Here is a 22,393-nt window from a genome sequence, read left to right on the forward strand (position 1 = left end):
TCCGCTGGTGCAGCCCAACAAGCCATAGTCAACCCGGCTTCGGACGAGTGACCTTGGCCTTGCCCGGCTTCCTGAATCCCCGATCTCCAGCCATAAATGCCTCTAGCATGTACGAGATCAACGCCATTGCGTCCACTGCCTCGCCGTAGGTCTGTGCATGCAGCGCGGCATGGCGGTCGAGGTCGGCTTTCAGGCCAGCCGGGCAAACGAAGGTCAGCTTGACACTTTCAGTCTTTGGGAGCGGCCCCAGCCGCAGCTTCTTGGCGGTGTTCATTTAGCGATGCCCCTAGTGAAGAAAAGCGGCTGGTAGGGCCGTAGCACCAAGTCGCGGTTGACGATGATCCGCACCGGCAGGCCCGGCCGACTAGTCAGCGTCGGCTGGATGTTCATGTTGCGCCGGGTCATCTCCTGGCCCACCTGATTGATGCTGTCCTGGGCGCTGTCGCGCCCGGCGATCACGATGCGCTTGCCGTGCTGCCGGTTCTCGGGCGCGGCCAGCTCGGCTCCCACGCCCAGCAGCGTGGTCAACGCCGCGCCGGCAAAGACGCGATCCCAATGCCAATCGACGCCATCCTCCAGCCCTGAATAGCCGGCCGGATCGGTGCCTGCCAGGTTGTCGAGCTTCAGCGAAGACGTGTCGGGCAGGATGATGCGGTTCCACACCACCTGCACACGGCTCTGCCCGTAACTCACCTGGCTGTTGTACTTGCCCAGGATGCGCGAGCCCTGCGGGATCAGCAGGAACTTGCCCGTGGCTGAGTCGTAGACCGGCTCCGTCACCGTGCCGATCACGTCGCCCGGCAGGTCGGACTTGATGCCCGTCACCAGTGCGCCTGCGATCACCGTTCCAGCCATGACCTGGTACGGCGATGCCGGCTTTTGCAGATTTCCGGAATTGCGGGTTTCCGTAGAACCGCCTTTCAGGAAAGCCTCTTTCTGGTCTTGCCGGTTCTGCGCAGCGGTCGGGTCGGACAGCTGGGCCGCCGTAGAGGCTGGTCCGGCCGCCAGAGGGTCGAAGCCCGCCAAGGCGTTGCCGGGCGCAGTCGCCGCGACTTGTGTTGCGGCCTGCGCGCCGGCCTTGCCCGGACTGCCCGAGCGAAAGAACACCGACGAAGCCGCCGCGGCATCGGCCTCCTTGCGCCGTGCATCCTCCGGGTCGTGGCCCGGCGGCGCAAAGGTGGGTGTCACCGGCTGCTGGGACTTCACGATGGCCGGGCCAAGATCGCCCGGTAGTGGTGGCCCCAGTTCCGGCACCTTCGCCGGCAGCTTGGAGTAGTCCGAGGGCAGGCCGTCCAGCCCTTCGGACTTGGACACGCGATCGACGTTGTACTGCTCGGTCTGCTCGCCTGCATTGCGCCGGTGCGGCTGCAATGACCAGATCGTGGCCCCGAGCACGGCGACCGACAGGCCGCCAGTGAGGATGGCTAGTGTGCGCCGGTTCAGGCGCGTGACCGGACGCGGCTGAGCACGTAGCGCCATCGCCTCGGGTGCCACCTTGCCCGGCGACGGCACGGCATGGTCGAGAATGTCGTCCTGGCTCATGGTCAGTTCCTCCGCGTGCCACCCGAAACCCCGTCCGTGCGCTCGATCCGCACCACGTCACCCTTTTCTGCGCCCAGGCGCAGTTCGGCCGCGCCGAACAGCCGATCCACGATGTAGTACGGCGAACGGAATCGGTAGTTGACGAGTTGGCCGTCGCCCTGCGCGCCGATCACAAACAGCGGCGGCAGCTCGCCCTGGGCAATGCCCGGCGGGAACTGGATGTACACCTTCTCGCCATCGTCGAAGGCGCGCAGCGGCTTCCACGGCGGATTGCTGCCGCTGACCGCGTAGCGGAAACGGATCTTCTCCAGCGACAGGCCGGTATCGACCGGCGCAGCAGTGCTGGCCGCCTGCGTCTGGCGCTGCAGGGCCAGCATCTTGTCCTTGGGGTACTCCCAGGACACCGAAGCCATCCATGTCTTCTCGGTCGAGGTCAGCTCCAGCAGATAGGTGCGCCGGCTCGTGGTGACGACCAGATTGGTCTTCAGGCCCGAGCGGATCGGTTTCACCATCACAGTGACGCGCAGCGCATCACCGCTGCCGCTCGATGTGTCGCCCACGATCCAGCGCACCGTGTCGCCGGCAGCGACCGTCACCAGTTCCTCGCCAGGCTGTAGCGAAACCACCGTCACACGGCCTACGGCCGCATAGACCTGGTACAGCGCGCCATCGGTGAAGGGCCAGACCTGGATTGCATTGACGTAGCCCTCGCGCGTGGGCGCGACGCGGGCCTCTGCATTGGCGCGCGAGACCCGTACCTTCTCGTCAGCGGGTTCCGGCACGGGCTTGACCTCGTCGGCCTCTGGCAGCGGCTTCAATTGCGCCGGCAGCGCGAGCGGCTGCGGCACCGGGACCACCTCCACCGGCTTCGGTGCTTCGGGCAGCGGCTGCGCCTGGACGGGCTCATCGAGCGAAATGACCGGCGGCGGCTTGCCCTGCGTGGCGCAGCCCGAGAACAGGATGGCCGATGCCAGCAGGATCACCGGCAAGGCGGATTTGCAGAAATACGCATTCATGGTTTTGCTCCTTCGTTTCCTTCCAGTTCGCGGCTCCACGACAGTCCGTTGACGTAGATGCCCAGGGGGTTCTTGCGCAGGCGTTGCTCGGTGCGCGGGGTCTGCTGCACGATGGAAATCACCGCGTTCCAGCGTTCAGTGCGATCCAGTGCGCCGTTGACATAGCGCGTCTCCGTCCAGCGCAGGTTGAACGACTGGTCGCTGGCGCGGGTCACGCTGGCGATCTGCACCGTCACCGACTCCTTGCCAATGCGCGCAAAGGGATCGTTCACGCGGGCATAGTCGTTGAGCACCACGGCGCCTTTGTCAGTGGTGTAGTTGTAGGCATCGAGCCAGTTCTGCCGCACCACGATGGGGTCGATAGACAGCGAGCGCACTAGGCCGATGAAGCGACCGAGGTGGTAGGCCATTTGGGCGTCGCTGGGCCGGTACGGCGTGGCGGCTTCGCCGACTGCGCGCACCTGGCCCGCGTTGTCTACCTCCACCACGTAGGGCGTGACGATGGACTGCGCCGAGCGCCAGACCAAGCCACCAGCCATCAGCAGCGCGAGCGCGAGGCAGCCGAAGGCCATCCAGCGCCAGTTCTTGGCCTGCACGCGCGGCGAGCCGATGCGCTCGTCCCACACCTGGCCGGCGGCTTGGTACGGCGTGGCGGGCTGCGGTGTGTCGGCGTAGCGCACCTGGGGTCTTTTGAATCGCATGAGGGTTCTCCTTGAAGTTCAGGAATCGAAGGCCATCCGTCTTCACCCGTCGTCCCGCAGGCTCGGGCCTTGGCTGGAGCTGCCGCCATCGCCGCCCCGCAGCGTGTGGGCGGCGGTAGTGGCGGCATGGGTGAGTTGCTGCCGGCGATGCAGGCGCTTGGCCCAGGCGGGTTGTTCGATGGATCGGGGCGCGGGGTCAGCGTTGTTCGCGGCTTGTGCTGTGGCGCCTGCCCCTGAAGACGATGCGGCGTCATCGGGCTGGAAGGCGGCGGCGACACGCTCCGTCATCGAGCGCGCGCCATCGGCCACTTTCTGCCCGGCCGCCTGCGCGCCGGTCTTGGCGACGTTGCCCACGCCAGCGGCGGCGCCTTTGAGGCCGCCGCCGGCCGAAGCGGAGCCGGCTTGGTACGCCGACCTGGCGCTGCTGACCGTGGATGCCATGGTGCGGGCGCCGTTCCCCACCGCTTTGGCGGCGGCAGGCGCCATGCGGGCACCGGCGACCACCGCGCTGCCCACGCCCGTGGCCGCGGCGCCGACGGCGACAGCGGCTCCGGCCGCGCCGACGGCAGCGCCGGCCATCGCACCCGCGCCGAGCTGCGGTCCCCCGGACACCAGCCCGGTGGCAATGCCCGGCCCGAAGATGCCCAAGGCGAGCAACGAGAGCGAGGCCAGCATGATGACCAATGCATGGTCGATCGACGGTTCGCTGGGGTGAACCTGGAACTGGGCAAACAGCCCTGTGCCGATGCCCACGATGACGGCCAGCACCAGCACCTTGATGCCCGAGGAGACCACGTTGCCCAGCACCTTCTCGGCCAGGAACGCGGTCTTGTTCCACAGTGCGAACGGCACCAGCACGAAGCCCGCCAGTGTGGTCAGCTTGAACTCGATCAGCGTCACGAAGAGCTGCACCGCCAGCACGAAGAAGCACAGGATGACGATGAACCAGGCCAGGAACAGCACGACGATGGGCGCGACGTTGATAAACACCTCGGGAAAGCCCGCCATCTCCCGGATCTGGTCCAGGATGGGCGCCGCCGCATCGATGCCGGTCTTGGCCAGCCGCCCGGGCTGCAGGAAGTTGCTCATGCTCAAGGTCGAGCCGCTGGCCGTCAGGCCCAGGCCGGCGAAGGACCGGAACACGATGCCGGCCAGCATGTTGAAGTTGCCGATGATGTAGGCGAAGGCGCCCACGTAGAGCACCTTGCGGATCAGCTTGGCGATCACGTCCTCGCCCTGGCCAGTGGCGCGCCCCATTGCCCAGAACAGCCCAGCGATCGTCATGTCGATGACGATCAACGTCGCGATCAGGAACGCCACCTCGCCCTGCAGCAGGCCGAAGCCCGAATCGATGTAGCGCGAGAACGTGTCGAGGAAGCGGTCGATGACCGAAACGTCGTTCATGGCCGAACCCCGTCAGCGGCTGTAGAAATCCACGGACTGCGGCGTGTACGGCGTGCCGGTGCCCACGAAGCGGCGCGTCACCTCGCGGCCACGCTCGACGGCGGCGGCCTGCCGCGCCAGCTCCAGCGAGGTCGCCCGGTCCTGCGTGATCTGCAACCGCTGCATCTGGATCGACTGCTTGGCCTGCAGCGCCAGCAGCTGGTTCATGGCCTGCATCGCCTGCAGCGCGCCTTCGGCCGACTGGCTCTTGCCCACGAGGTCGGCCAGCACGCCCTCGTCGTCGCTCAGGTTCTGCGACGCCTGGGCCTGCATCTGCATGGTGGTCTGCAGGCCATTGAGCGTGTTCTTCCAGCGTGCTTGAGCGTCCTGGTACATCTGATTGCTGCTCACCGTTGCGGCGTACTGCTCGGGATACAGGCGAGCGAATTCGCGGTCGATGTTCGCCACGTCGTAGGCCATCCCCTTGGCCTGGGCAATCAGCCGCTGGGTGGTCGCCAGGTTGGCGCGCAACTGGCCCACCACGCTGGACGGCAGGCTGGCCAGGTTGCGGGCCTGGTTGATGAGCATCCGCGCCTCGTTCTGGAGCTGCTGAATCTGGTTGTTGATCTGCTCCAGCGTGCGAACGGCGGTCAGCGTGTTCTGCACCAGATTGGTCGGGTCGAGCACGATGTCGCCGACGCCGAACAGCGCGTGCGCGGGCTGCGCGATGCCGAGGGCGAGCACGCAGGCGGCGGCCAGTGCGGCGAGCCGAGGCTTGGGGGTGGTAGACAGCTTCATGGTCGGTTCTCCTGAGAATGGATGGGGACAACGGCGGCGCCCGGCGCCGTGCCGGGAAACTCTCGCAGCAGCTCGGCCGCCCAGTCGAGGCTGCGATGGCGCAGCCACGCGGCTGCGAACGGGGAGGAAGCGGAAGACGCGGAAGTGGTGGCCGCCGCGAGCACCGCGTCGATGTCGCGCTGGTCCTGCGGCGTGGAAGCGCCCACAAAGGCCAGCGTCGCCGGCCCCAGGTCGAGGTCGAACAGGCGGTTGCCGAGACGCGATTGGTAGTAGTAGTCGCGCTTGGGCTGCGCGGTCGCCACGATCTCGATCTGGCGGCTGTTGAGGCCGAAGCCCTCGTAGATCGTGCGAATCTGCGGCTCGGTCGCCTGCGGGTTGGGCAGGAAGATACGGCTCGCGCAGCTTTCGATGATGGCCGGCGCGATGCTGGAGTCCTTGATGTCGGCCAGCGACTGCGTGGCGAAGATGACGCTGACATTCTTCTTGCGCAGCGTCTTCAGCCACTGGCGGATACGGGCCGCGAATACCGGGTCATCAAGGAACAGCCAGGCTTCATCGAGGATCAGCAACGTGGGCGCACCGTCGAAGCGTTCATCGAAGCGGGCAAACAGATGTCCCAGCGTAGCCATCACCGCGGCCTTGCTGTGCATCAACTCTTCCATCTCGAAGCACTGCACGTCGGCCACGCCCAGACGATCGTGGTCCGCGTCCAGCAGCTTGCCGTGAGGGCCGCCGAGCACATAGGGCCCCAGCGCCTGGCGCAGCACATTCGATTGCAGCAGTACCGACATGCCGGTCATCGTCCGTTGCTCCAGCGGGGCGCCGGCCAGGCTGCCCAGGGCGGACCAGACAGCCGCCTTCTCTTCGGGTCCGACAGTCACGCCTTCGTGGCGCAGGCGGCCTTCGATCCATTCAGCGGCCCAGGTGCGTTGGCCATCACGGTCGACACGAGCGAGCGGCTGGAACGCGATGCCGCCATCGGCCCCGAGATCGTAGTGCTCGCCCCCGAGGCCCAGAATCGTGGCGCGCATGGAGCGCCCCATGTCGAACGCGAAGATGCGCGAGCCGCGATAGCGGCGGAACTGCATGGCCAAGGTGGCGAGCAAGACGGACTTGCCCATACCCGTGGGTCCAGCGACGAGCGTGTGCCCTACGTCCCCGATGTGCGTCACCAGCCGGAACGGCGTCGCGCCTTCGGTGCGGGTCACGATCAGCGGCGGGCCGTCGAGGTGCGCGTTCTTCTCCGGCCCGGCCCAGACGGCGGACACCGGCATCAGGTGCGCCAGGTTCAGCGTCGAGACGATGGGCTGGCGCACGTTCGCGTAGGCGTGGCCCGGAATGGACGAGAGCCAGGCATCCACGGCGTTGAGCGTTTCAGGAATGGTGACGAAGCCACGCCCCTGAATCACACGCTCCACCATGCGCAGCTTCTCGTCGGCCACAGCCGCATCCGCGTCCATGACGACCACGGTCGCCGTCAGATAGCCGAAGGCTACCTGATCGCCGCCCAGCTCCTGAAGGGCTGCATCGGCGTCGGCCGCCTTGTTGCTTGCGTCGGTATCTACCAGCGGGCTTTCCTGCTGGAAGATCGTTTCGCGCAGCAGCGCGATGACGTTCTTGCGCTTGGCGAACCACTGGCGGCGCAGGCGCGCGAGTTCTTTTTCCGCATCGGCTTTGTCGAGGCAGAGAAAGCGGGTACTCCAGCGGTACGCGAAGCCCAGGCGGTTGAGGTCGTCCAGAATTCCCGGCCAGGTCGAGGTCGGGAAGCCGCGCACCGTCGCCACGCGCAGATGCTGGTCGCCGAGCATGGGCGCCAGGCCGCCGATCAACGACGCATCGGCCAGCAACGCGTCGAGGTGGAACGGCACTTCCGGCACGGCCAAGCGATAGCGCCGCGTGGAAACCGTAGCGTGCAGATAGGTCAGTGTCTGTCCGTCATCGAGCCATGCGATCTCCGGCATCACGCCATCGAGCAGGTCGAAGACGCGATCCGTTTCCGCAATGAAGGCCGCAAGACGCTCGCGCCAGTCCACGCCTTCGGTCGGCTTGTTCTCGTAGAGCAAGCCTGCCGCTCGGGCACGCGATTCCTCCGCAGGCAGGTACTGCAGCGTCAGGTGGTAGCCGCTCTCGAAGTGGTTGCCCGATTCCTCGAAGGCGGCCCGGCGCTCCTCGTCCACCAGCCAGGACAGCGGCTCGGGGAACTCCGAGTACGGGTAGTCAGCGGCCGGGCGGCGCTCGGCCTCGATGAACATCGCCCAGCCCGAGCCCAGCCGGCGCAGCGCGTTGTTCAAGCGCGCCGACGTGGCGATCAGCTCGCCCTGCGTCGCGCTGTCGAGATCGGGCCCGCGGAACCGCGCCGTGCGCTGGAAGCTGCCGTCCTTGTTCAAGACGACGCCCGCCGCCACCAGCCCGGCCCAGGGCAGCCAGTCGGCCAGCAGTGCGGGCCGCTGGCGGTATTCGGCAAGGTTCAGCATGGCATCACCTCACACGTCCAGCAGCGGCCGGTGCTTGATGTGGCGCGCGAAGACCTGCATGAACTGCGGGTCGACGCGCGCGCCCCAGACCGCCAGCGAGTGGCCGGCGATCCAGAGCACCACGCCCGGAACCCACAGTTGCAGGCCCAGGCCCACGGCGGCGGCCAGCGTGCCGTTGGCAATCGCCACGGTGCGCGGCGCGCCGCCCAGCAGGATCGGCTCGGTCAGCGAGCGATGCAGCGGCACCTCGAAACCGGGCGCAAAGCCTTGCGCTCCATCGTGGGCCGCGTTCATACGACGGCCCCGCCCGAAAAGCTGAAGAAGGACAGGAAGAAGCTCGATGCCGCGAACGCGATGGACAGGCCGAATACGATCTGGATCAGCTTGCGGAAACCGCCCGACGTGTCGCCGAAGGCGAGCGCGAGGCCCGTGGCGATGATGATGATGACGGCCACGATGCGCGCCACAGGACCTTGAATCGACTCCAAGATCGACTGCAAGGGGCCTTCCCAAGGCATCGACGAACCGGCGGCCTGCGCGGTGCCCGCAAGCAGCAGCATCAGCGCCGCGAGCATCAGGCCTTGCAGGGCCGGGCGAGCCAGGCCGTCCAGCCGTGCGGGCCGGCGAAGCGGATTTGCGGAAATACGGAAAGCATCAACGTGCGTCATGGCAGTTCTCCAGAGTGGTCAGGGGACAGGGAGGAAAGGTCGGACTGCGGCGGCAGCTCCGGGAATGGAGCCTCCAGCGCGTCCACCAGGTGATAGCCCGCACTGTCGAAGCCGACGACGCGGGCGATGCTCTCGATGCGGCGCTTGTGCCCACGCCCGGCGATGTGGATGACCACGTTGACCGCCTCGGCGATCAGCGCACGGGGCGGGTTCACCGCCACTTCGAGAATCAGTTGCTCCAGGCGCAGCAGCGCGCCCAGAGCGGAGCCGGCGTGGATCGTGGCGATGCCGCCGGGATGGCCGGTGCCCCACACCTTGATGAGATCCAGCGCCTCGGCCCCACGCACTTCGCCAACCACCACGCGGTCGGGCCGCAGGCGCATGGAGGAGCGCACCAGCTCTGTCATGGACACCACGCCCTGGCGCGTGCGCAGCGGTACGTGGTCGCGGGCCGCGCATTGCAGCTCCACCGTGTCTTCGAGCACCAGCACCCGGTCGCCGGTGGCGGCGATCTCAGCCAGCAGCGCATTGGCCAGCGTGGTCTTGCCCGTGCTGGTGCCGCCGGCGATCAGGATGTTCTGGCGCTCGAGCACGGCGCGCACCAGCAGGCCCGCCTGTTCGGCGGTCATCATGGCGCCCTCGATGTAGCGCGACAGCGGGATCACGCCCACGGCGCGCTTGCGCAGCGCGAAGGCTGGGCCTGGCGCAGCCGGCGGCAGGATGCCCTCGAAGCGTTCGCCGGTTTCGGGCAGCTCGGCCGTCAGGAGCGGCTGACCGCGATGCACCTCGGCGCCGACATGGGCGGCGACCAGCCGGATGATGCGTTCCCCATCGGCTTCGGACAGCTCCACGCCCATCGGCGCACGGCCCGTGGACAGCCGGTCGATCCAGAGCGTCCGGTCGGGGTTGAGCATGATCTCCACCACGTCCGGGTCTTCGAGCGCGGCGGCGATCAGCGGCCCCATCGCAGTGCGCAGCATCTGGATGCGGCGATCCAGCGACATGGCCGTGAAGGAGAAAGGAACGGCGCTCATAGGGCGCGCTCCTGTGCGTCATCCACGCGGGCGGGGTCCGGATTCAGTTCCTCCACCACATCCCGCACCAGGCTGCGCCCGCGCAGCAGGTGGCGGCCAAGCTGTTCGACGAACTGCTCAAAGCGCGCCTTACCCTGGGCGCGCGCGGCTTCCTGATGGGTCTCCGGCACTGGCGTGCTCACCGTGAGGTAGTAGCGGATGAACAGCGCCAGCGTCTCGATCTGGATGTTCTGGTCGCGCTCCATGCGCTCGGCCTGGCGAGATAGGCGATCCAGCCGCTTGGCAATGGCCGCCTCGCACTGGTCGGCGGCATCCGGCGACAGCCAGAACGCCAAGGCAGCAGCGACGATGCTGGACTTGGACACGCCTTTCTTGGCGGCCAGCTCATCGAGCCGCTTGGCGTGCTCGGGCTGGATGAAGAGATTCAGGCGGTGCTGGCTCATAGATCGATTCCGTCGTCAGGGTCGAGGGATGCCAGCCGAGCCGCGCGCTGCAGGGCCGGGTCGAGCTGGCGCGGAAGGGGACGCGGTGATTCGTCGTCATCGAGCAGCGCGAGGTCGGTCGCGGGCGCGGTGCCCTCGGGGTCGTAGGCGACGGCCTCCGTGAGTTCGGGCTGGCGGCGCGGGCCACCGTCGTCGGCACTGCCGATGCCATCGGCGGCTTCAATGGCCGTTGCCGCAGGAACAGCGGGAATCGCCAGGCCGCTCCAGTCATCAGCGCGCGCCGGAGGCGCGTCGGCATAGCGGTCTGAAATTGAGGCGGCGGCCAGCACAGGCGGCGCCAATACGCGCTGCTTGAAGTTCGCGTCCGCGTAGTAACGCAGCTTCTTGGCCTTGATCGGCGCGACGCTGGATACCATTACCACGGCTTCGTCGGGCGGAAGCTGCATCACCTCGCCCGGCGTGAGCAGAGGCCGAGCCGTTTCCTGGCGCGACACCATCAGGTGCCCCAGCCAGGGCGCGAGCCGATGGCCCGCGTAGTTGCGCTGCGCACGCAGCTCGGTCGCGGTGCCCAGGGTTTCGGAAATCCGCTTGGCCGTGCGCTCGTCGTTGGTGGCGAACGTCACCCGTACATGGCAGTTGTCGAGAATCGAATGGTTCTGCCCATACGCCTTGTCGATCTGGTTGAGCGACTGCGCGATGAGGAAGCTACGGATACCGTAGCCCGCCATGAAGGCCAAGGCCGTCTCGAAGAAGTCCAGGCGCCCCAGCGCCGGGAATTCGTCGAGCATCAGCAGCAGCTTGTGGCGGCGCGCGATGCCGTCGCTGCCATCGAGCGATTCGGTCAAGCGACGCCCGATCTGATTGAGGATCAGGCGGATCAGCGGCTTGGTGCGGCTGATGTCCGAAGGCGGTACCACCAGATACAGCGACACCGGATGCTCTGCAGCGATCAGGTCGGCAATGCGCCAGTCGCAGCGCGAAGTGACTTCGGCCACCGTGGGATCGCGGTACAGGCCAAGGAACGACATGGCGGTGCTCAACACGCCGGAACGCTCGTTGTCGCTCTTGTTCAGGACTTCGCGCGCGGCCGATGCCACCACTGGATGCGGGCCACCACCTTCCTCGTTCACGAGGTGCGGCGTTGTCATCATCCGGTGCAGGGTCAGCTCGAACGGGCAGGCCGGATCGGAGAGGAAGTTCGCCACGCCGCGCAGCGTCTTGTCTTCGCACGCGTAGAGCACATGCAGGATGGCCCCGACCAACAGTGCGTGCGAAGTCTTCTCCCAGTGGTTGCGCCGCTCCAGCGCGCCTTCGGGATCGACCAGGATGTCCGCGATGTTCTGCACGTCGCGCACTTCATGCGCGCCGCGCCGCACCTCCAGTAGCGGGTTGTAGGCCGCCGACTTCGCATCGGTCGGGTTGAACAGCAGGCAGTGCGAGAAGCGCGAGCGCCAGCCGGAGGTGATCTGCCAGTTCTCGCCCTTGATGTCGTGGATGACGGCCGATGCGGGCCAGGACAGCAGCGTCGGCACCACAAGACCCACGCCCTTGCCTGAGCGCGTGGGCGCGAAGCTCAGAACATGCTCCGGCCCTTCGTGCCGCAGATACTCGCCGCGATGCTGGCCAAGGAAGAGGCCCGCCGGGTTCGACAGTCCCGCCTTGCGAATGTCCTCCACGTTGGCCCACCGCGCCGAGCCGTAAGTCGTGACCAGCTTGGACTGGCGTGAGCGCCAGATCGACATGCCGATGGCGACCACCACGGCCACCAGGCCGCTACCGCCCGCGATCGCGCCACCAATGTCGAAAACGCGCGGAGCATAGGCGTCGAAGAAGAACCACCACTCGAACAAGCGCCAAGGGTGATAGACCGGCGTACCGAAGAAGTCGAACCAGGGCGAGCCCAGGCGTAGCTGGTAGCCCAGGGCGGCGGCTGTCCATTGTGTAGCTCCCCACACGCCGGCGATCACGATGCTGAATACGACGGCGATCTGACCGAACAGCACGTTCGTCCCTTGCATGACCTTGCCTCCAATCACGACACACACAGGTGCCGCAGTACCGAGGATCAAGGCGCGAGCGCAGGCCGGTCAAAGGCCGTTATGGCGGTGATTCGGGCCGAAAAAGCCAGACTTCTTGCTGTGGCGAAGGCAATAAAAGCGCCGCGAACGCGGGCGCGTTGCGGCGGGATGAGCTACCGGAGATAACTTTGTCGCGGCAAAGCGACTGCGAGCGGAGCTACTTGGATTTCTGCTCCGGTCGATCACCGAAAAAGCGCCGATTAGCGGCTTCGGCAGCGCGGCGGCAGAGTTCTTCACCGACCTTTGCACGGTCTTCCTTGCACAGCCTCTGGATTTCCTTGATGCGGTCGGGATGGGCCACGAGGAAGTCCACGGTTTCCGAAGGTTGGGATTGGTCGCAAGCGGTCAGCGTAGCGGCCAGTATCAACAGCGTCAGCTTGTTCATGGTTCAGTCCTTCATCTGGTGGGTCAGGAGTCTTCCGTGGCACCCAGGTCATCCGCCGAATCAAGAAAGGCCACTCGTTCGATGAACCGGGCCAACATCTCGGAAGGCTCTGCGTCGCGGAGCAGCAGATAGGTCATCAGCATCGGAGGCTTGCCTGCCAAGGGGCGGCCTACGACACCGGGCTCGCGGTTGGAAGCGATGTGGGCCGTGCCGGCTAGGCCTAGGGCAAGGCCGGCTGAAACCAAGGTCATCATCAAGTCAAAGGTCGCCACGCGCTGCGCGATCAATGGCTCTTGATCGAGCTTGCAGAGAAAGCGATCTACCTGGCGAACATGGCCTTCGCATACTGCGGGGTCGCCCAGCACCAAGGGGTAGCGCAGCACTTCCTCCAGCGGAATCTGCTTGAAGGCGAGCACGGGATGGCGGGCCGGCACAGCCACCATCAATTCATCTTCCCATGCGGGCGTGACCAGGATGCCGTTGCCCGCGTCTTCCGCCATCGAGAAACCCACGTCATAAAAATCATCGTGCAAGCCCTTGATCTGTTGATCCATGGGCACCTGGAACAGCCGGATTTCCACCTCGGGATCTTCCTCGCGGCTGCGCGCCAGCAAGGCGGGCAAACGCGATGGCGTGACGCCATCCGACAGGGCAATGCGCAACTGCCCATGAAAGCCATTGGTGGCGGACTTCACGCTATCGCGAGCCTGTTCCAGCGCCGCGAAGACGCGCGGCACATGCATAAGGAACGACTGACCTGCACGGGTCAATTGCGTGCTGCGAGTGGTGCGAACGAACAGCCGTGCGCCGAGTTCTTCTTCCAGTTCCTTGATGGTGCGCGATAGCGGCGATTGATCGATGTGCAGCCGCTCAGCGGCACGCGCAAAGTGCAACTCTTCGGCGACAGCCACAAAACAACGCAAATGACGAAGCTCCATATACCCCCCTCATACTGTCCCGCCAAACTTGAATGACGATCCGGTGCATCACACCGTCCAACTACAAAAAATCTGAAGAGCGTGCGCAACACCATGAGCATGAGTGTCGATAGCCATATATTCACTCGCGTCCTCAGTGATCGTCAGACTTCCGAAGGTCCTGCCGCCCTTGACCTGAAGGACGTATTCATAAATCGGCGCATCCCTCAAACGTCCTTCGACATGGCGCTGCCGCGCGGGATGCCCATGATGCGATCGCCCATGTTCATACCCCACTCGGTCATGCCGATGCCTTCCCGCAGTTGCCCGTTCTGCCAATCCGACAGTGCCGCATCAATGTCGATGCCCGCCGGCTGCAACGCCTGGGCCAGCGCCAGGGCGTTGGCGGCAGCTTTGGCGGTGCTGCCTGCGGTATGCGGGCGCGGCACAAAGGCGGCGTCGCCCAGCAAAATGGCTCTGCCGAACACCATCTGTTCCACCTGCAGATCCAGGATGGCCTGAACGAACGGTTCCTTTGTGGCTTCGACCAAGGTCTGGAAGGTTGGCGCGAGCAGGTTCTTCGATGTCTGCGCCAGGCGAGCGAGGTCTTCGTCCTTCGGGGTGCCCGGAGACAGCGAGAACGCATGGCGCTTGCCGAAGCGGTCGGTCATCAGCGACGAGAGTTCCTCACCATGGGCGACCTTCAGGTACCACACCCAGTTCCAGCGGCGCTGGCCTTCCTGGGTCGATTGGTCTTCGCCGGGGACAAGGTATTCGAGCATCAGGTGGCCGGGCCCCTGCTGAAAGGCAAAGGTGCCCTTGAGAACGTCGGCTGCGCTCGCCGGAAGTTCCTTTTCAGGAACCAGGCCACGCCAGGCGACATACCCGGCATAAGTGGGTGCAAGACCGGCGGTGACTTGCTCGCGGACTGCGGAACGCGCACCATCGGCGCCGACCAGTAGATCCCCGGTTTCGACGCGGCCACTTGCGAAATAGGCGGTAATGCGGTCGCCGACCTGCTCGAAGCGGACGAACTGCTCACCCGGATGAAATATCTGGGCGGGCAGGTGCGCTTTCATCTTGCTATAGAGCATGTTCCAGGACGTCTGCGTCTGGGGCATGAAACTGCGATGAATGACCCGGTCGGCCTGGTCCAGATAGATGCGGTCGCCCGACTGCACGCCGAGCGCGCCACCGGTCTGAATCCCAGCGAAATGGAATGCCGACAGCACGTCGCTCTGCAGCACAACGCCACCACCTCTGCTGTCCAGTTCATGCGGCGAGCGCTCGAAGATATCGACGTCCCAACCTGCGGCCCGCAGCGTCGTAGCGGTGAAAAGTCCGCCAAGAGAGCCTCCGATGATGAGCGCGCGGGGCTGGGTTGTTGCAGTAGTGGCCATAAATCTCTCCGAATGAATTGCGATGTGTGAAGGTTAGTCTTTGCAGTGAATTACGCGAATACGCTACAACCGCAAACTGGCGTTGCGAATTTCGCAACGCTATCGACGCACTCATCCCGGAGTGCGGGCGGTGAGACTTATGTATTGAGCGTGGCGGGCGCCAGCAGACTTTCGAGCGTCTGGCGGAACTCGTCCGGCTTCCCGAGGAACTGGCCGAGGGGCAGCATCTGCAACTTCCCATCCTTCTCCAGGGCCAGGGTGGGGAAGCCTCTCCCGCCCACGCGCTGGAGCAGCGTGCGGGTTTCTTCAAAATGCTCAGCAAGCTCTGCGCTGGCGCGATCGAATGCAGCGGAGAAGCGCACTTCGTCCAAGCCGAGTTCACCCGCGATTCGGGTCAGCTCTGCCCGGTCCGCGATCGACCTGCCGTCAACGTAGTAGGCGGTTTGCAGGCGCTTGAGCATCCGAAGTCCCGACCCATTGATTTCCTCGGCTGCAAGCATGGCCGCCGTCGGCGGCGCCGAGTCGAGCACCACGTCGTAGTTGAATTGCGTTCCGGCCTTGTAGGCCTCTCCGAACCTCTGGCCGCTCAACGCGGTGATGCGCGTTTCATGCGGGCGCACGAACTCGCGCCATTCCTCGGACATCATCTTGGCGCCAGCGTCGGCCAGCATGCCGCCGCCGTGCGGAACGATCTTCAGCCCTTCAAGTTCGGACGCGGCGCTCAGTAAGGGGGCTGCGCCATAGCACCACCCACAGAACGGGTCGTAGACATAGTGAAGGGTCGCTTGGTTCGACATGGTGAGTTCCAGTTGATGTTTCTAAATACGGCCGTTACCACCGCTACGCAGCAACTGGCTTGGAAAGGAAAGACGGAAGGACATCCAGGCCCAGTTCGTCGATGATGTCGAGTACCGACCGGGGACCTCGCGCCAGATGGAGCAGCACATGCCTCACGCCCATCGCCTCCAGGCGGGCGAGATACCCGACCAGGGCCTTGCGTCCGGTGCGCATGCCCAACTCAATGGGTTGAGCCGGCGCGTCAGCGTCCTCAAGCAAGTCGAGATGCAAGGATTGAACGAATGGCTTTTGCTGGCTTTCTGCCCGCTCCGCGAGCGCCGATTGCCAGAGTCCGATGCGTCCCTGCTGCCGCGCTTCGTCGCGGTGGTATGAGGCCCAACCGTCGGCGTTGCGGGCGATCCACTGCAAGGTCTGGCGCGCCGAGCCCACGACCAGCATCGGAATGCGCTTCGCCGTTACGGCCGCCACGTCGTAGCCGCCAGTGGCGTCAAGAAGAAGCCGACGCTCCACCGCTTCCGGCGACAGTGCCGCGCGCAACAAGGCCCAATGCTTGCGAAACAACGCTTCGCGCTGCGCGGCCTCTTGCCCGAACGCTGCAAACTCGGCCTCCCTGTCGCCGGACCCGACACCGAGGATGAAGCGGCCACCCGAGAGCCGGTCTAGCGACAAGGCCGACTTGGCCAGATGCAGCGGATGGCGCAACGGAAGAACGGCGGCGGCTGTTCCCAGTGCCACCCGCTTCGTGGCTGCGGCGAAGGTCGCCAACCAGACGAAGGGGTCATCAAGGGCAGCCGTCTCAAGCTCAGTCCCTTGCGGCACCATGAGCGGCACATCGCGCGTCCAAAGTGCCGCGAAGCCATGATCGTCGGCCCGGATGGCAGCGAGGCGTTCAAGGGCCGGGTCTGCCATCGTGCCAAGCTGGCGGGCAAGCGGCGTCATCAGCCCGAGCGACAGCCGACTCGGGGCCAGCACGCGGTCATAGGCAAGGTTGAATGAGGCCATGGTCATTTCTTTCGCTGAAGGAACGTTCCGGGAGACTCAGACCGCCGCGTCAACGACCATGTCGCCGGCTGCGCTGCGAAGCACTTGAGCCAATACGGAAGCGGGTTGGGCACCGCTGACTGGAACGCCGTCAATTCGAACCGTCGGAACCGAGCGGATACCTGCGACCTGGGCTCGCAGTTCATCCGCGACGACCTCCCGCTCGCCGTCATTCGTCGCCAGTAAGCTGCGCACTGCATCCGCGTCGAATCCGGCGCGCTCTGCCAGCTTCACCAGCACCTCGGCCGTGCCAATGTTCTGCCCTTCGGAGAAATAGGCGGAAAAAATGGCTTCGAACAGCGCTGCGGTCTTGGCGACATCGCCCTTACCTTGCGCAAAGAACATCAGGCGGTGGGCCAAGCGCGTGTTGGGCGTGACTTCCACACGGTCGTAGTTGAATTCGACGCCGGCGCGCTTGCCCGCCAGTGTCACGTCGGCATCCATGGCCTGCGAGCGAACCCAACTGCCGAACTTGGCGCTGCGGTAGGCCTTGCGGTTCTGGCCGTCCTTGGGCATGGCCGGATTGAGTTCATAGGGGAGGTATTTCACGGTCGGCGCGACCTCCAGATTCGCTTCCTTGAGCGCGGCCTTGAGGTGTTCGTGGCCAATCCAGCACCACGGGCAGATGAAGTCGTATGTGACTTGGATTTCGACGGGATTCATGTGAAGACTCCTTGTGTTGACGATGGAAAGACTTTAAGCTTTGCGTTTGAATATATGAATATGTACTCAACGCAAATAAGCGTTGCACTGAGCGCAAAACAAAAGGCCATCGTGTGGACAAGCTTCTGGCTCTGAGAGCATTCATGGACGTTGCCGAAACGGGAGGCTTTTCGAAGGCGGCCCGCCGCATGGGGGTTGCCACCTCGTCGGTGACGCGGCTGATGGACGCACTGGAAGCGTCCCTCGGAAGCGCTTTGCTCACGCGCACAACCCGCCAAGTGAAGCTGACGGATGCCGGCGCTGCCTATCTGGAACAAGTCACGCGGGTACTGTCAGACCTTGAGGAGGCCGATGGCAGCGTGTCCGACACGGGCGAGGAAGCCGTTGGGCCGCTGCGGGTTTCCATGCCCGTGACCTTCGGCCGCTTGTGCCTGGGCCCGCACATTGCAAGCTTCCTGCAGCAGAACCCCCGCGTTTCTTTGGACTTGGTGCTCTCGGATGCGTATGTGGATCTGGCCTCGGAACGCATTGACGTCGCAGTGCGCATCGGCTCCCCTGCCAACCAACCTAATTTGATCGTCAAGCACCTGGCGGATCACCACCGCTATGTAGTCGCAAGCCAGGACTACCTGGAGCACAACGGTGTTCCTGCATCACCAGAAGATTTGCACCACCATGAGTGCCTGCGTTTTGCGTACCAAGCGGGGCCGCAGCGCTGGTCGTTCACCCGATCGGACAACACCGAACATGTCGAGGTCAACGGCAGGCTTGCCGTCAACAACTCGGATGTGCTGCGCGAGGCTGTCATCAGTGGGTTTGGCATTGCGCTGCTCCCCCAGTGGCTCGTGGAGGGCGACGTTGTGGCGGGGCGCCTGCGGCGGCTGTTCGAAGACTACTCGATCAACCCGCTCGACCAGACCGTCTGTGTCTATGCCGCGTATCTTCCAAACCGCCGCTACTCGCGCAAGGTACATGCGCTGCTTCATTTCCTCCAGCATCGAATCACGAACTCTGGCGCTTTCTCGGACTCTTCGAGCTAGGGAACCGCTGATCAATTCCTAGCCGGCACGCCGCATGCAAAGCCGGTGGTGTTGAAGAACGATAGGGCATGGCGATGAAGCAACTGAGCTTTGCAAGTGCCGAGCAAGCGGCCAAGGGCCGGCGCACGCGGTGCGAGAAGTTCCTGGCGGAGATGGAGCGGCTGGTGCCGTGGGCGCGCCTGCAGGCCGTGGTCGAGCCGCTGTACCCCACGAGCGGTCGCGTGGGCCGCCAGCTCATCGGGGCGGCCAAGATGCTGCGCATGTATTGCCTGCAGCAGTGGTATGCGCTGGCCGACGAGGCCCTGGAAGACGCGCCCTACGACATGCCCGTGCTGCGCGAGTTCGTGGGCATCGACCTGGGCCGCGAGTCCGTGCCCGATGCGACCACCTTGCTGAAGTTCAGGCGCCTGCTGGAGCGCAACGATCTCACACGTGCGCTGTTCGACGAGATCAACGCCCACTTGGCCGCGCGCGGCCTGCTGATGCGCGCGGGCACCATCGTGGACGCCACCATCATTGCCGCGCCGCCGTCCACGAAGAACAAGGATCAGGCCCGCGACTGCGACATGCACCAGACGAAGAAGGGCAACCAGTGGCACTTCGGGATGAAGGCGCACATCGCGGTGGATGCCGACAGCGGGCTGGTGCACACGGTCATCGCCACGGCGGCCAATGTCCACGATGTGACGCAGGCCCATGCGCTGCTGGATGGCGAGGAGACCGATGCCTTCGGCGATGCGGGCTACCAGGGTGCGCACAAGCTGGGCGATGCGAAGGCTGTGCGCTGGCATGTTGCGATGCGCCCGGGCAAGCGCAGGCAACTCGACAAGACGACTGCGGCGGGCCGACTGAGCGACGAGATCGAGCGCGTGAAGGCGCGCATCCGCGCGAAGGTCGAGCACCCGTTCCATGTGATCAAGAACCTGTTCGGCCACAGAAAGGCCCGCTACAAGGGCTTGGCGAAGAACACCGCGCAACTGCACAGCCTGTTTGCGCTGGCGAACCTGGTGTTGGCGCGAAGGCGGCTGCTCGCGCTCGATGCCCGAGGTGCGTTTTGAAGGCGCCGATCGGCCTCGAAAGAGGGTTCGAGCGCACGGCCCACCCGCATTACGCGCAAACCGTCGATCGGCGAACTCGCGATCGCTCGACATACACGTCGTTCAGCGCCTCGCGCAATCATTGTTCAGCGGCTCCTTAGATTTCGCTAAATCAATGAACATCACGTGTCGATCAACAAGAAAGTACGGCGGGGCACCATTTATAGCCGACAAGTGGAAAAATGCATCGCGCTGTACACATCGGATAGGGCGCCTTCTTTCAGGTCTTTGGGATGCCTGATTTTTGGCAGGGTCACCTTACGCCTCACGCCACCTCCTCCAGATAACGATGAACAAAGGCGACAGCCATTGCACCCTCGCCGGCAGCCGTCGCGACGCGCTTGATCGAACGATGTCGGACGTCTCCAGCAGCGAACGAACCAGGAACCGATGTCTCTAGGTAGTATGGTGCCCGCTCCAATGGCCAGCACTTAGGCAGGCAATCTTTCTTCAGCAGATCTGGTCCGGTAATTAAGTATCCCCCGGGATCTCTGATGATGGGCGTATTGATAGCCCAATCCGTGTTGGGAACCCCACCAATCGCCACAAAGAGGCGAGGCGTCGCGGCCCATTCGGAAATCCTGGTACTGCGAGAGGTCACCTCAATTCGTTGAAGAGTGTTTTTGCCCTCAAGTCCAGTAATCTCAACTTCGTAGCGCACTTGAACATTTGGCTCCGCCAGGATTCTCTCTGATAAATATTGAGACATCGATGCAGCAAGAGCCTTGTCCCGCACAAGCATTGTGACACTCCGAGCATGAGCAGCGAGATGCATCACAGCTTGCCCTGCTGAGTTACCACCACCAACTACAAATACGTCCTCATCGGCACAGAATGGTGCCTCACTGGCTCCCGCTCCATAGTAGAGGCCGCGGCCGAGAAGGCGGTCTTCATTTGGGAGATTCAATCGGCGCCATTCGACGCCAGTGGCGCAGATGTTTGCGCGCGCCACCATTTTTCCACCATCAGCCAAGTCGGTCCAAATACGGTTGTCATGAAACTCTGACTTCACCCCCTCTTGCATCATCAACAGTTCGACGCCGAACTTAACGGCTTGCTGACGCGCGCGCTCAGCCAGGTCGGCACCATTGATACCTTGCGGAAACCCCAAGTAGTTTTCGATCATCGACGTGGTGCCAGCCTGTCCCCCAACGGCACTGCGCTCGATTAGAACTGTGCGCAGACCCTCAGATGCGGCGTACACCGCAGCAGATAAGCCGGCAGGCCCTGCCCCGTAAATCGACAGGTCATATTCCCGAAGCTTTGGCTTCGTGACGAAACCAAGCCGCGCTGCGACATCGCGTAAAGAAGGGCCGAATAGCTGCTCGCCGCCCGGCAGTTCGACGACAGGTAAGCGCACGTTCGCGAGGGTTGGAAGTCCGAGGGCTGCTCGGCAGTCTTCGTCGCTAGTAAGTTCGATCCACTGAAATTCAACGACACTTCGTTTGAGAAAATCGCGAATCTCCCACGCTTCTGCGGAGTCGCGATGCCCCAGGAGTCGGACGACCTGCGCCTGGGCGGCGTTGGATTTGCCTGTCATATCATCTCCTTTCGTGGTTAGAGCGTGTTATGAATTCAGGGGAATTCGTTGTGTGACGAAAACTTATGAACGATATTCCATCATCATCATCATGATTGCTTAATTTTCCCAATAGAGTCCAAGCGTTATACGAGAATTCATAGCACGCTCTCTCAAATCGTTCGCTCTAAGGAAGGTCTGCAAAACCCCGTTCGGCGCGCTTGATGAGCGCTGCAGCGGGGTTTGTGTTTCGTGATGCCGACGTCCACTTCGTTGGGCACGTGATCGACGCGGGCCGAGCGGCGATTTCTCGCCTCACAGCGCCGCTTTGGCGCCTTGCAGACGCACTCATCCCTGCGCTCCCAGCAACTGCCTGCGCGCCATCCACAAGTTCCCCAGCGCAAACAGCATCGTCAGCCGCGCGGTGTTCTTGGCCAGCCCGCGGTAGCGCACCTTGGCGTAGCCGAACTGCTGCTTGATCACGCGGAATGGGTGCTCGACCTTGGCCCGCACGCTGGCCTTCAGGCGCTCGGCCTTCTCCAGCAGTCGGTGCAGCTCGCGCTCGGCGCTCAGCGCCTTTCGCTTGCCCGGTCGCATGGCGATATGCCAGCGGGTCGCGCTGCCCTGCAGCTCTTCCCGCTTGGCCACGCCCTGGTAGCCCGCGTCACCCCAGGCGTCGCGCTCCTCACCGTGCAGCAAGCCTGCGGCCTGCGTCACGTCGTTGACGTTGGCCGCCGTGCCGATGACGCTGTGTACGAGCCCCGAGTCGGCATCCACCCCGATGTGCGCCTTCATGCCGAAGTGCCATTGATTGCCCTTCTTGGTTTGGTGCATCTCGGGGTCGCGCTCGCCGTCCTGGTTCTTGGTCGAACTTGGTGCGGCAATGATGGTGGCGTCCACCACGGTGCCGGTCTTGAGCAACAGGCCCTGCTGGGCCAGGCCGGTGTTGATGAGGGTCAGCACCTGCGGGGCAAGCTGCTGCTTCTCCAGCAGGTGCCGAAAGCGCAGGATGGTGGTCTCGTCGGGCATGCGGGCCGCACCGTCCAGGCCAACGAAGCGGCGGTAGAGCGGGCGCTCGTGCAGCTCTTCTTCCATGGCCGGGTCGCTGAGGTTCCACCACAGCTGCAGGCAGTGGATGCGCAGCATGGTCTCGATGGGGAACGGCGGACGGCCGCCCAGGGCTTGATGCGCGCCGCGGGCGTGCGGCTGGATCAGCGCCACCAGCGCGGCCCAGGGCACGACCTGGTTCATCTCGTCGAGGAAGACTTCCTTGCGGGTCCTCTTGGGCAGCGGGTCAAGGCCCAGCGTGATCTGATCCATGACCCGCATCGTCCCTGCCGATCACGCTCCGCGCCAGTCGGAGTGACGAGGGGTTTTGCAGACCTTCCCTAAGTGA

General features: G+C 64.4%; 22 protein-coding genes. 2 read left to right on the forward strand and 20 right to left on the reverse strand.

Annotated elements, in window-relative coordinates; all coding sequences use genetic code 11:
* Nucleotides 1-28: 28 nt before the first annotated feature.
* From GRX31_RS17960 to GRX31_RS18045, 18 genes are all read right to left on the reverse strand, one after another.
* The gene (locus GRX31_RS17960; protein ID WP_160854031.1) at nucleotides 29-274 is read right to left on the reverse strand and encodes a DUF2274 domain-containing protein; all 246 of its coding nucleotides are present in this window, start codon (nucleotides 272-274) and stop codon (nucleotides 29-31) included.
* Nucleotides 271-1,542 (reverse strand): TrbI/VirB10 family protein, encoded by a 1,272-nt coding sequence (locus GRX31_RS17965; protein ID WP_160854033.1) that lies wholly within the window; start codon nucleotides 1,540-1,542, stop codon nucleotides 271-273. The genes GRX31_RS17960 and GRX31_RS17965 overlap by 4 nt, the downstream gene beginning before the upstream one ends.
* Nucleotides 1,543-1,544: 2 nt before the next feature.
* On the reverse strand, nucleotides 1,545-2,558 hold the full coding sequence (gene trbG / locus GRX31_RS17970) for a P-type conjugative transfer protein TrbG (RefSeq protein WP_160854035.1): 1,014 nt from the start codon (nucleotides 2,556-2,558) through the stop codon (nucleotides 1,545-1,547).
* Nucleotides 2,555-3,259 carry a conjugal transfer protein TrbF gene (gene trbF, locus GRX31_RS17975; protein WP_160854037.1) on the reverse strand — a complete coding sequence of 235 codons (705 nt, stop codon included), beginning with the start codon at nucleotides 3,257-3,259 and terminating at the stop codon, nucleotides 2,555-2,557. Before trbF ends, trbG begins: the two co-directional genes overlap by 4 nt.
* A gap of 42 nt (nucleotides 3,260-3,301) precedes the next feature.
* Entirely contained in the window at nucleotides 3,302-4,663 is a 1,362-nt protein-coding gene (trbL, locus tag GRX31_RS17980) for a P-type conjugative transfer protein TrbL (RefSeq protein WP_160854039.1), read from the reverse strand.
* 12 nt (nucleotides 4,664-4,675) lie between these two features.
* Nucleotides 4,676-5,440, reverse strand: a complete 765-nt coding sequence (gene trbJ, locus GRX31_RS17985; RefSeq protein WP_160854041.1) for a P-type conjugative transfer protein TrbJ — start codon at nucleotides 5,438-5,440, stop codon at nucleotides 4,676-4,678.
* Nucleotides 5,437-7,914 (reverse strand): conjugal transfer protein TrbE, encoded by a 2,478-nt coding sequence (gene trbE, locus GRX31_RS17990; RefSeq protein ID WP_160854043.1) that lies wholly within the window; start codon nucleotides 7,912-7,914, stop codon nucleotides 5,437-5,439. The genes trbJ and trbE overlap by 4 nt, the downstream gene beginning before the upstream one ends.
* 9 nt (nucleotides 7,915-7,923) lie before the next feature.
* Complete coding sequence (locus tag GRX31_RS17995; RefSeq protein WP_160854045.1) at nucleotides 7,924-8,208, reverse strand: VirB3 family type IV secretion system protein; 285 nt, start codon at nucleotides 8,206-8,208, stop codon at nucleotides 7,924-7,926.
* Nucleotides 8,205-8,582: a TrbC/VirB2 family protein gene (locus tag GRX31_RS18000; protein WP_160854047.1), complete on the reverse strand. Its 378-nt coding sequence runs from the start codon at nucleotides 8,580-8,582 to the stop codon at nucleotides 8,205-8,207. The genes GRX31_RS17995 and GRX31_RS18000 overlap by 4 nt, the downstream gene beginning before the upstream one ends.
* Nucleotides 8,579-9,616, reverse strand: a complete 1,038-nt coding sequence (gene trbB, locus GRX31_RS18005; protein WP_160854049.1) for a P-type conjugative transfer ATPase TrbB — start codon at nucleotides 9,614-9,616, stop codon at nucleotides 8,579-8,581. The genes GRX31_RS18000 and trbB overlap by 4 nt, the downstream gene beginning before the upstream one ends.
* Nucleotides 9,613-10,059, reverse strand: a complete 447-nt coding sequence (locus GRX31_RS18010) for a ribbon-helix-helix protein, CopG family (protein ID WP_160854051.1) — start codon at nucleotides 10,057-10,059, stop codon at nucleotides 9,613-9,615. The genes trbB and GRX31_RS18010 overlap by 4 nt, the downstream gene beginning before the upstream one ends.
* Nucleotides 10,056-12,077, reverse strand: coding sequence for a conjugal transfer protein TraG (locus GRX31_RS18015; RefSeq protein ID WP_160854053.1), 2,022 nt, complete (start codon nucleotides 12,075-12,077; stop codon nucleotides 10,056-10,058). Before GRX31_RS18015 ends, GRX31_RS18010 begins: the two co-directional genes overlap by 4 nt.
* A gap of 217 nt (nucleotides 12,078-12,294) precedes the next feature.
* Nucleotides 12,295-12,522, reverse strand: a complete 228-nt coding sequence (locus tag GRX31_RS18020; RefSeq protein ID WP_160854055.1) for an EexN family lipoprotein — start codon at nucleotides 12,520-12,522, stop codon at nucleotides 12,295-12,297.
* Between the two features lie 23 nt (nucleotides 12,523-12,545).
* Nucleotides 12,546-13,460 (reverse strand): LysR family transcriptional regulator, encoded by a 915-nt coding sequence (locus tag GRX31_RS18025; RefSeq protein WP_160854057.1) that lies wholly within the window; start codon nucleotides 13,458-13,460, stop codon nucleotides 12,546-12,548.
* 206 nt (nucleotides 13,461-13,666) lie between these two features.
* Nucleotides 13,667-14,839 (reverse strand): FAD binding domain-containing protein, encoded by a 1,173-nt coding sequence (locus tag GRX31_RS18030; protein ID WP_160854059.1) that lies wholly within the window; start codon nucleotides 14,837-14,839, stop codon nucleotides 13,667-13,669.
* 137 nt (nucleotides 14,840-14,976) lie between these two features.
* On the reverse strand, nucleotides 14,977-15,636 hold the full coding sequence (locus GRX31_RS18035; RefSeq protein WP_160854061.1) for a DsbA family protein: 660 nt from the start codon (nucleotides 15,634-15,636) through the stop codon (nucleotides 14,977-14,979).
* Between the two features lie 43 nt (nucleotides 15,637-15,679).
* On the reverse strand, nucleotides 15,680-16,639 hold the full coding sequence (locus GRX31_RS18040; protein WP_160854063.1) for a TIGR03571 family LLM class oxidoreductase: 960 nt from the start codon (nucleotides 16,637-16,639) through the stop codon (nucleotides 15,680-15,682).
* A gap of 36 nt (nucleotides 16,640-16,675) precedes the next feature.
* Nucleotides 16,676-17,341: a DsbA family oxidoreductase gene (locus GRX31_RS18045; RefSeq protein ID WP_160854065.1), complete on the reverse strand. Its 666-nt coding sequence runs from the start codon at nucleotides 17,339-17,341 to the stop codon at nucleotides 16,676-16,678.
* 113 nt (nucleotides 17,342-17,454) lie between these two features.
* On the opposite strand from GRX31_RS18045, the gene GRX31_RS18050 reads away from it, so the two are divergent.
* Together GRX31_RS18050 and GRX31_RS18055 are read left to right on the forward strand one after the other, a co-directional pair.
* Complete coding sequence (locus tag GRX31_RS18050) at nucleotides 17,455-18,381, forward strand: LysR substrate-binding domain-containing protein (RefSeq protein ID WP_160854067.1); 927 nt, start codon at nucleotides 17,455-17,457, stop codon at nucleotides 18,379-18,381.
* Nucleotides 18,382-18,455: 74 nt separating this feature from the next.
* Nucleotides 18,456-19,439 carry an IS5 family transposase gene (locus GRX31_RS18055; RefSeq protein WP_160854129.1) on the forward strand — a complete coding sequence of 328 codons (984 nt, stop codon included), beginning with the start codon at nucleotides 18,456-18,458 and terminating at the stop codon, nucleotides 19,437-19,439.
* 304 nt (nucleotides 19,440-19,743) lie between these two features.
* Here the strand turns inward: GRX31_RS18055 and GRX31_RS18060 are convergent, their stop codons facing one another.
* Nucleotides 19,744-21,018 carry an NAD(P)/FAD-dependent oxidoreductase gene (locus tag GRX31_RS18060; RefSeq protein WP_160854069.1) on the reverse strand — a complete coding sequence of 425 codons (1,275 nt, stop codon included), beginning with the start codon at nucleotides 21,016-21,018 and terminating at the stop codon, nucleotides 19,744-19,746.
* A 327-nt stretch (nucleotides 21,019-21,345) separates the two neighbouring features.
* A complete protein-coding gene (locus GRX31_RS18065; protein ID WP_160854071.1) occupies nucleotides 21,346-22,317 on the reverse strand; it encodes an IS5 family transposase in 972 nt (323 codons plus the stop codon).
* Between the last annotated feature and the right edge of the window lie 76 nt (nucleotides 22,318-22,393).

Origin of the sequence: Delftia sp. CH05 (assembly GCF_009827015.1) — a bacterium.
GTDB lineage: Bacteria > Pseudomonadota > Gammaproteobacteria > Burkholderiales > Burkholderiaceae_C > Comamonas > Comamonas tsuruhatensis.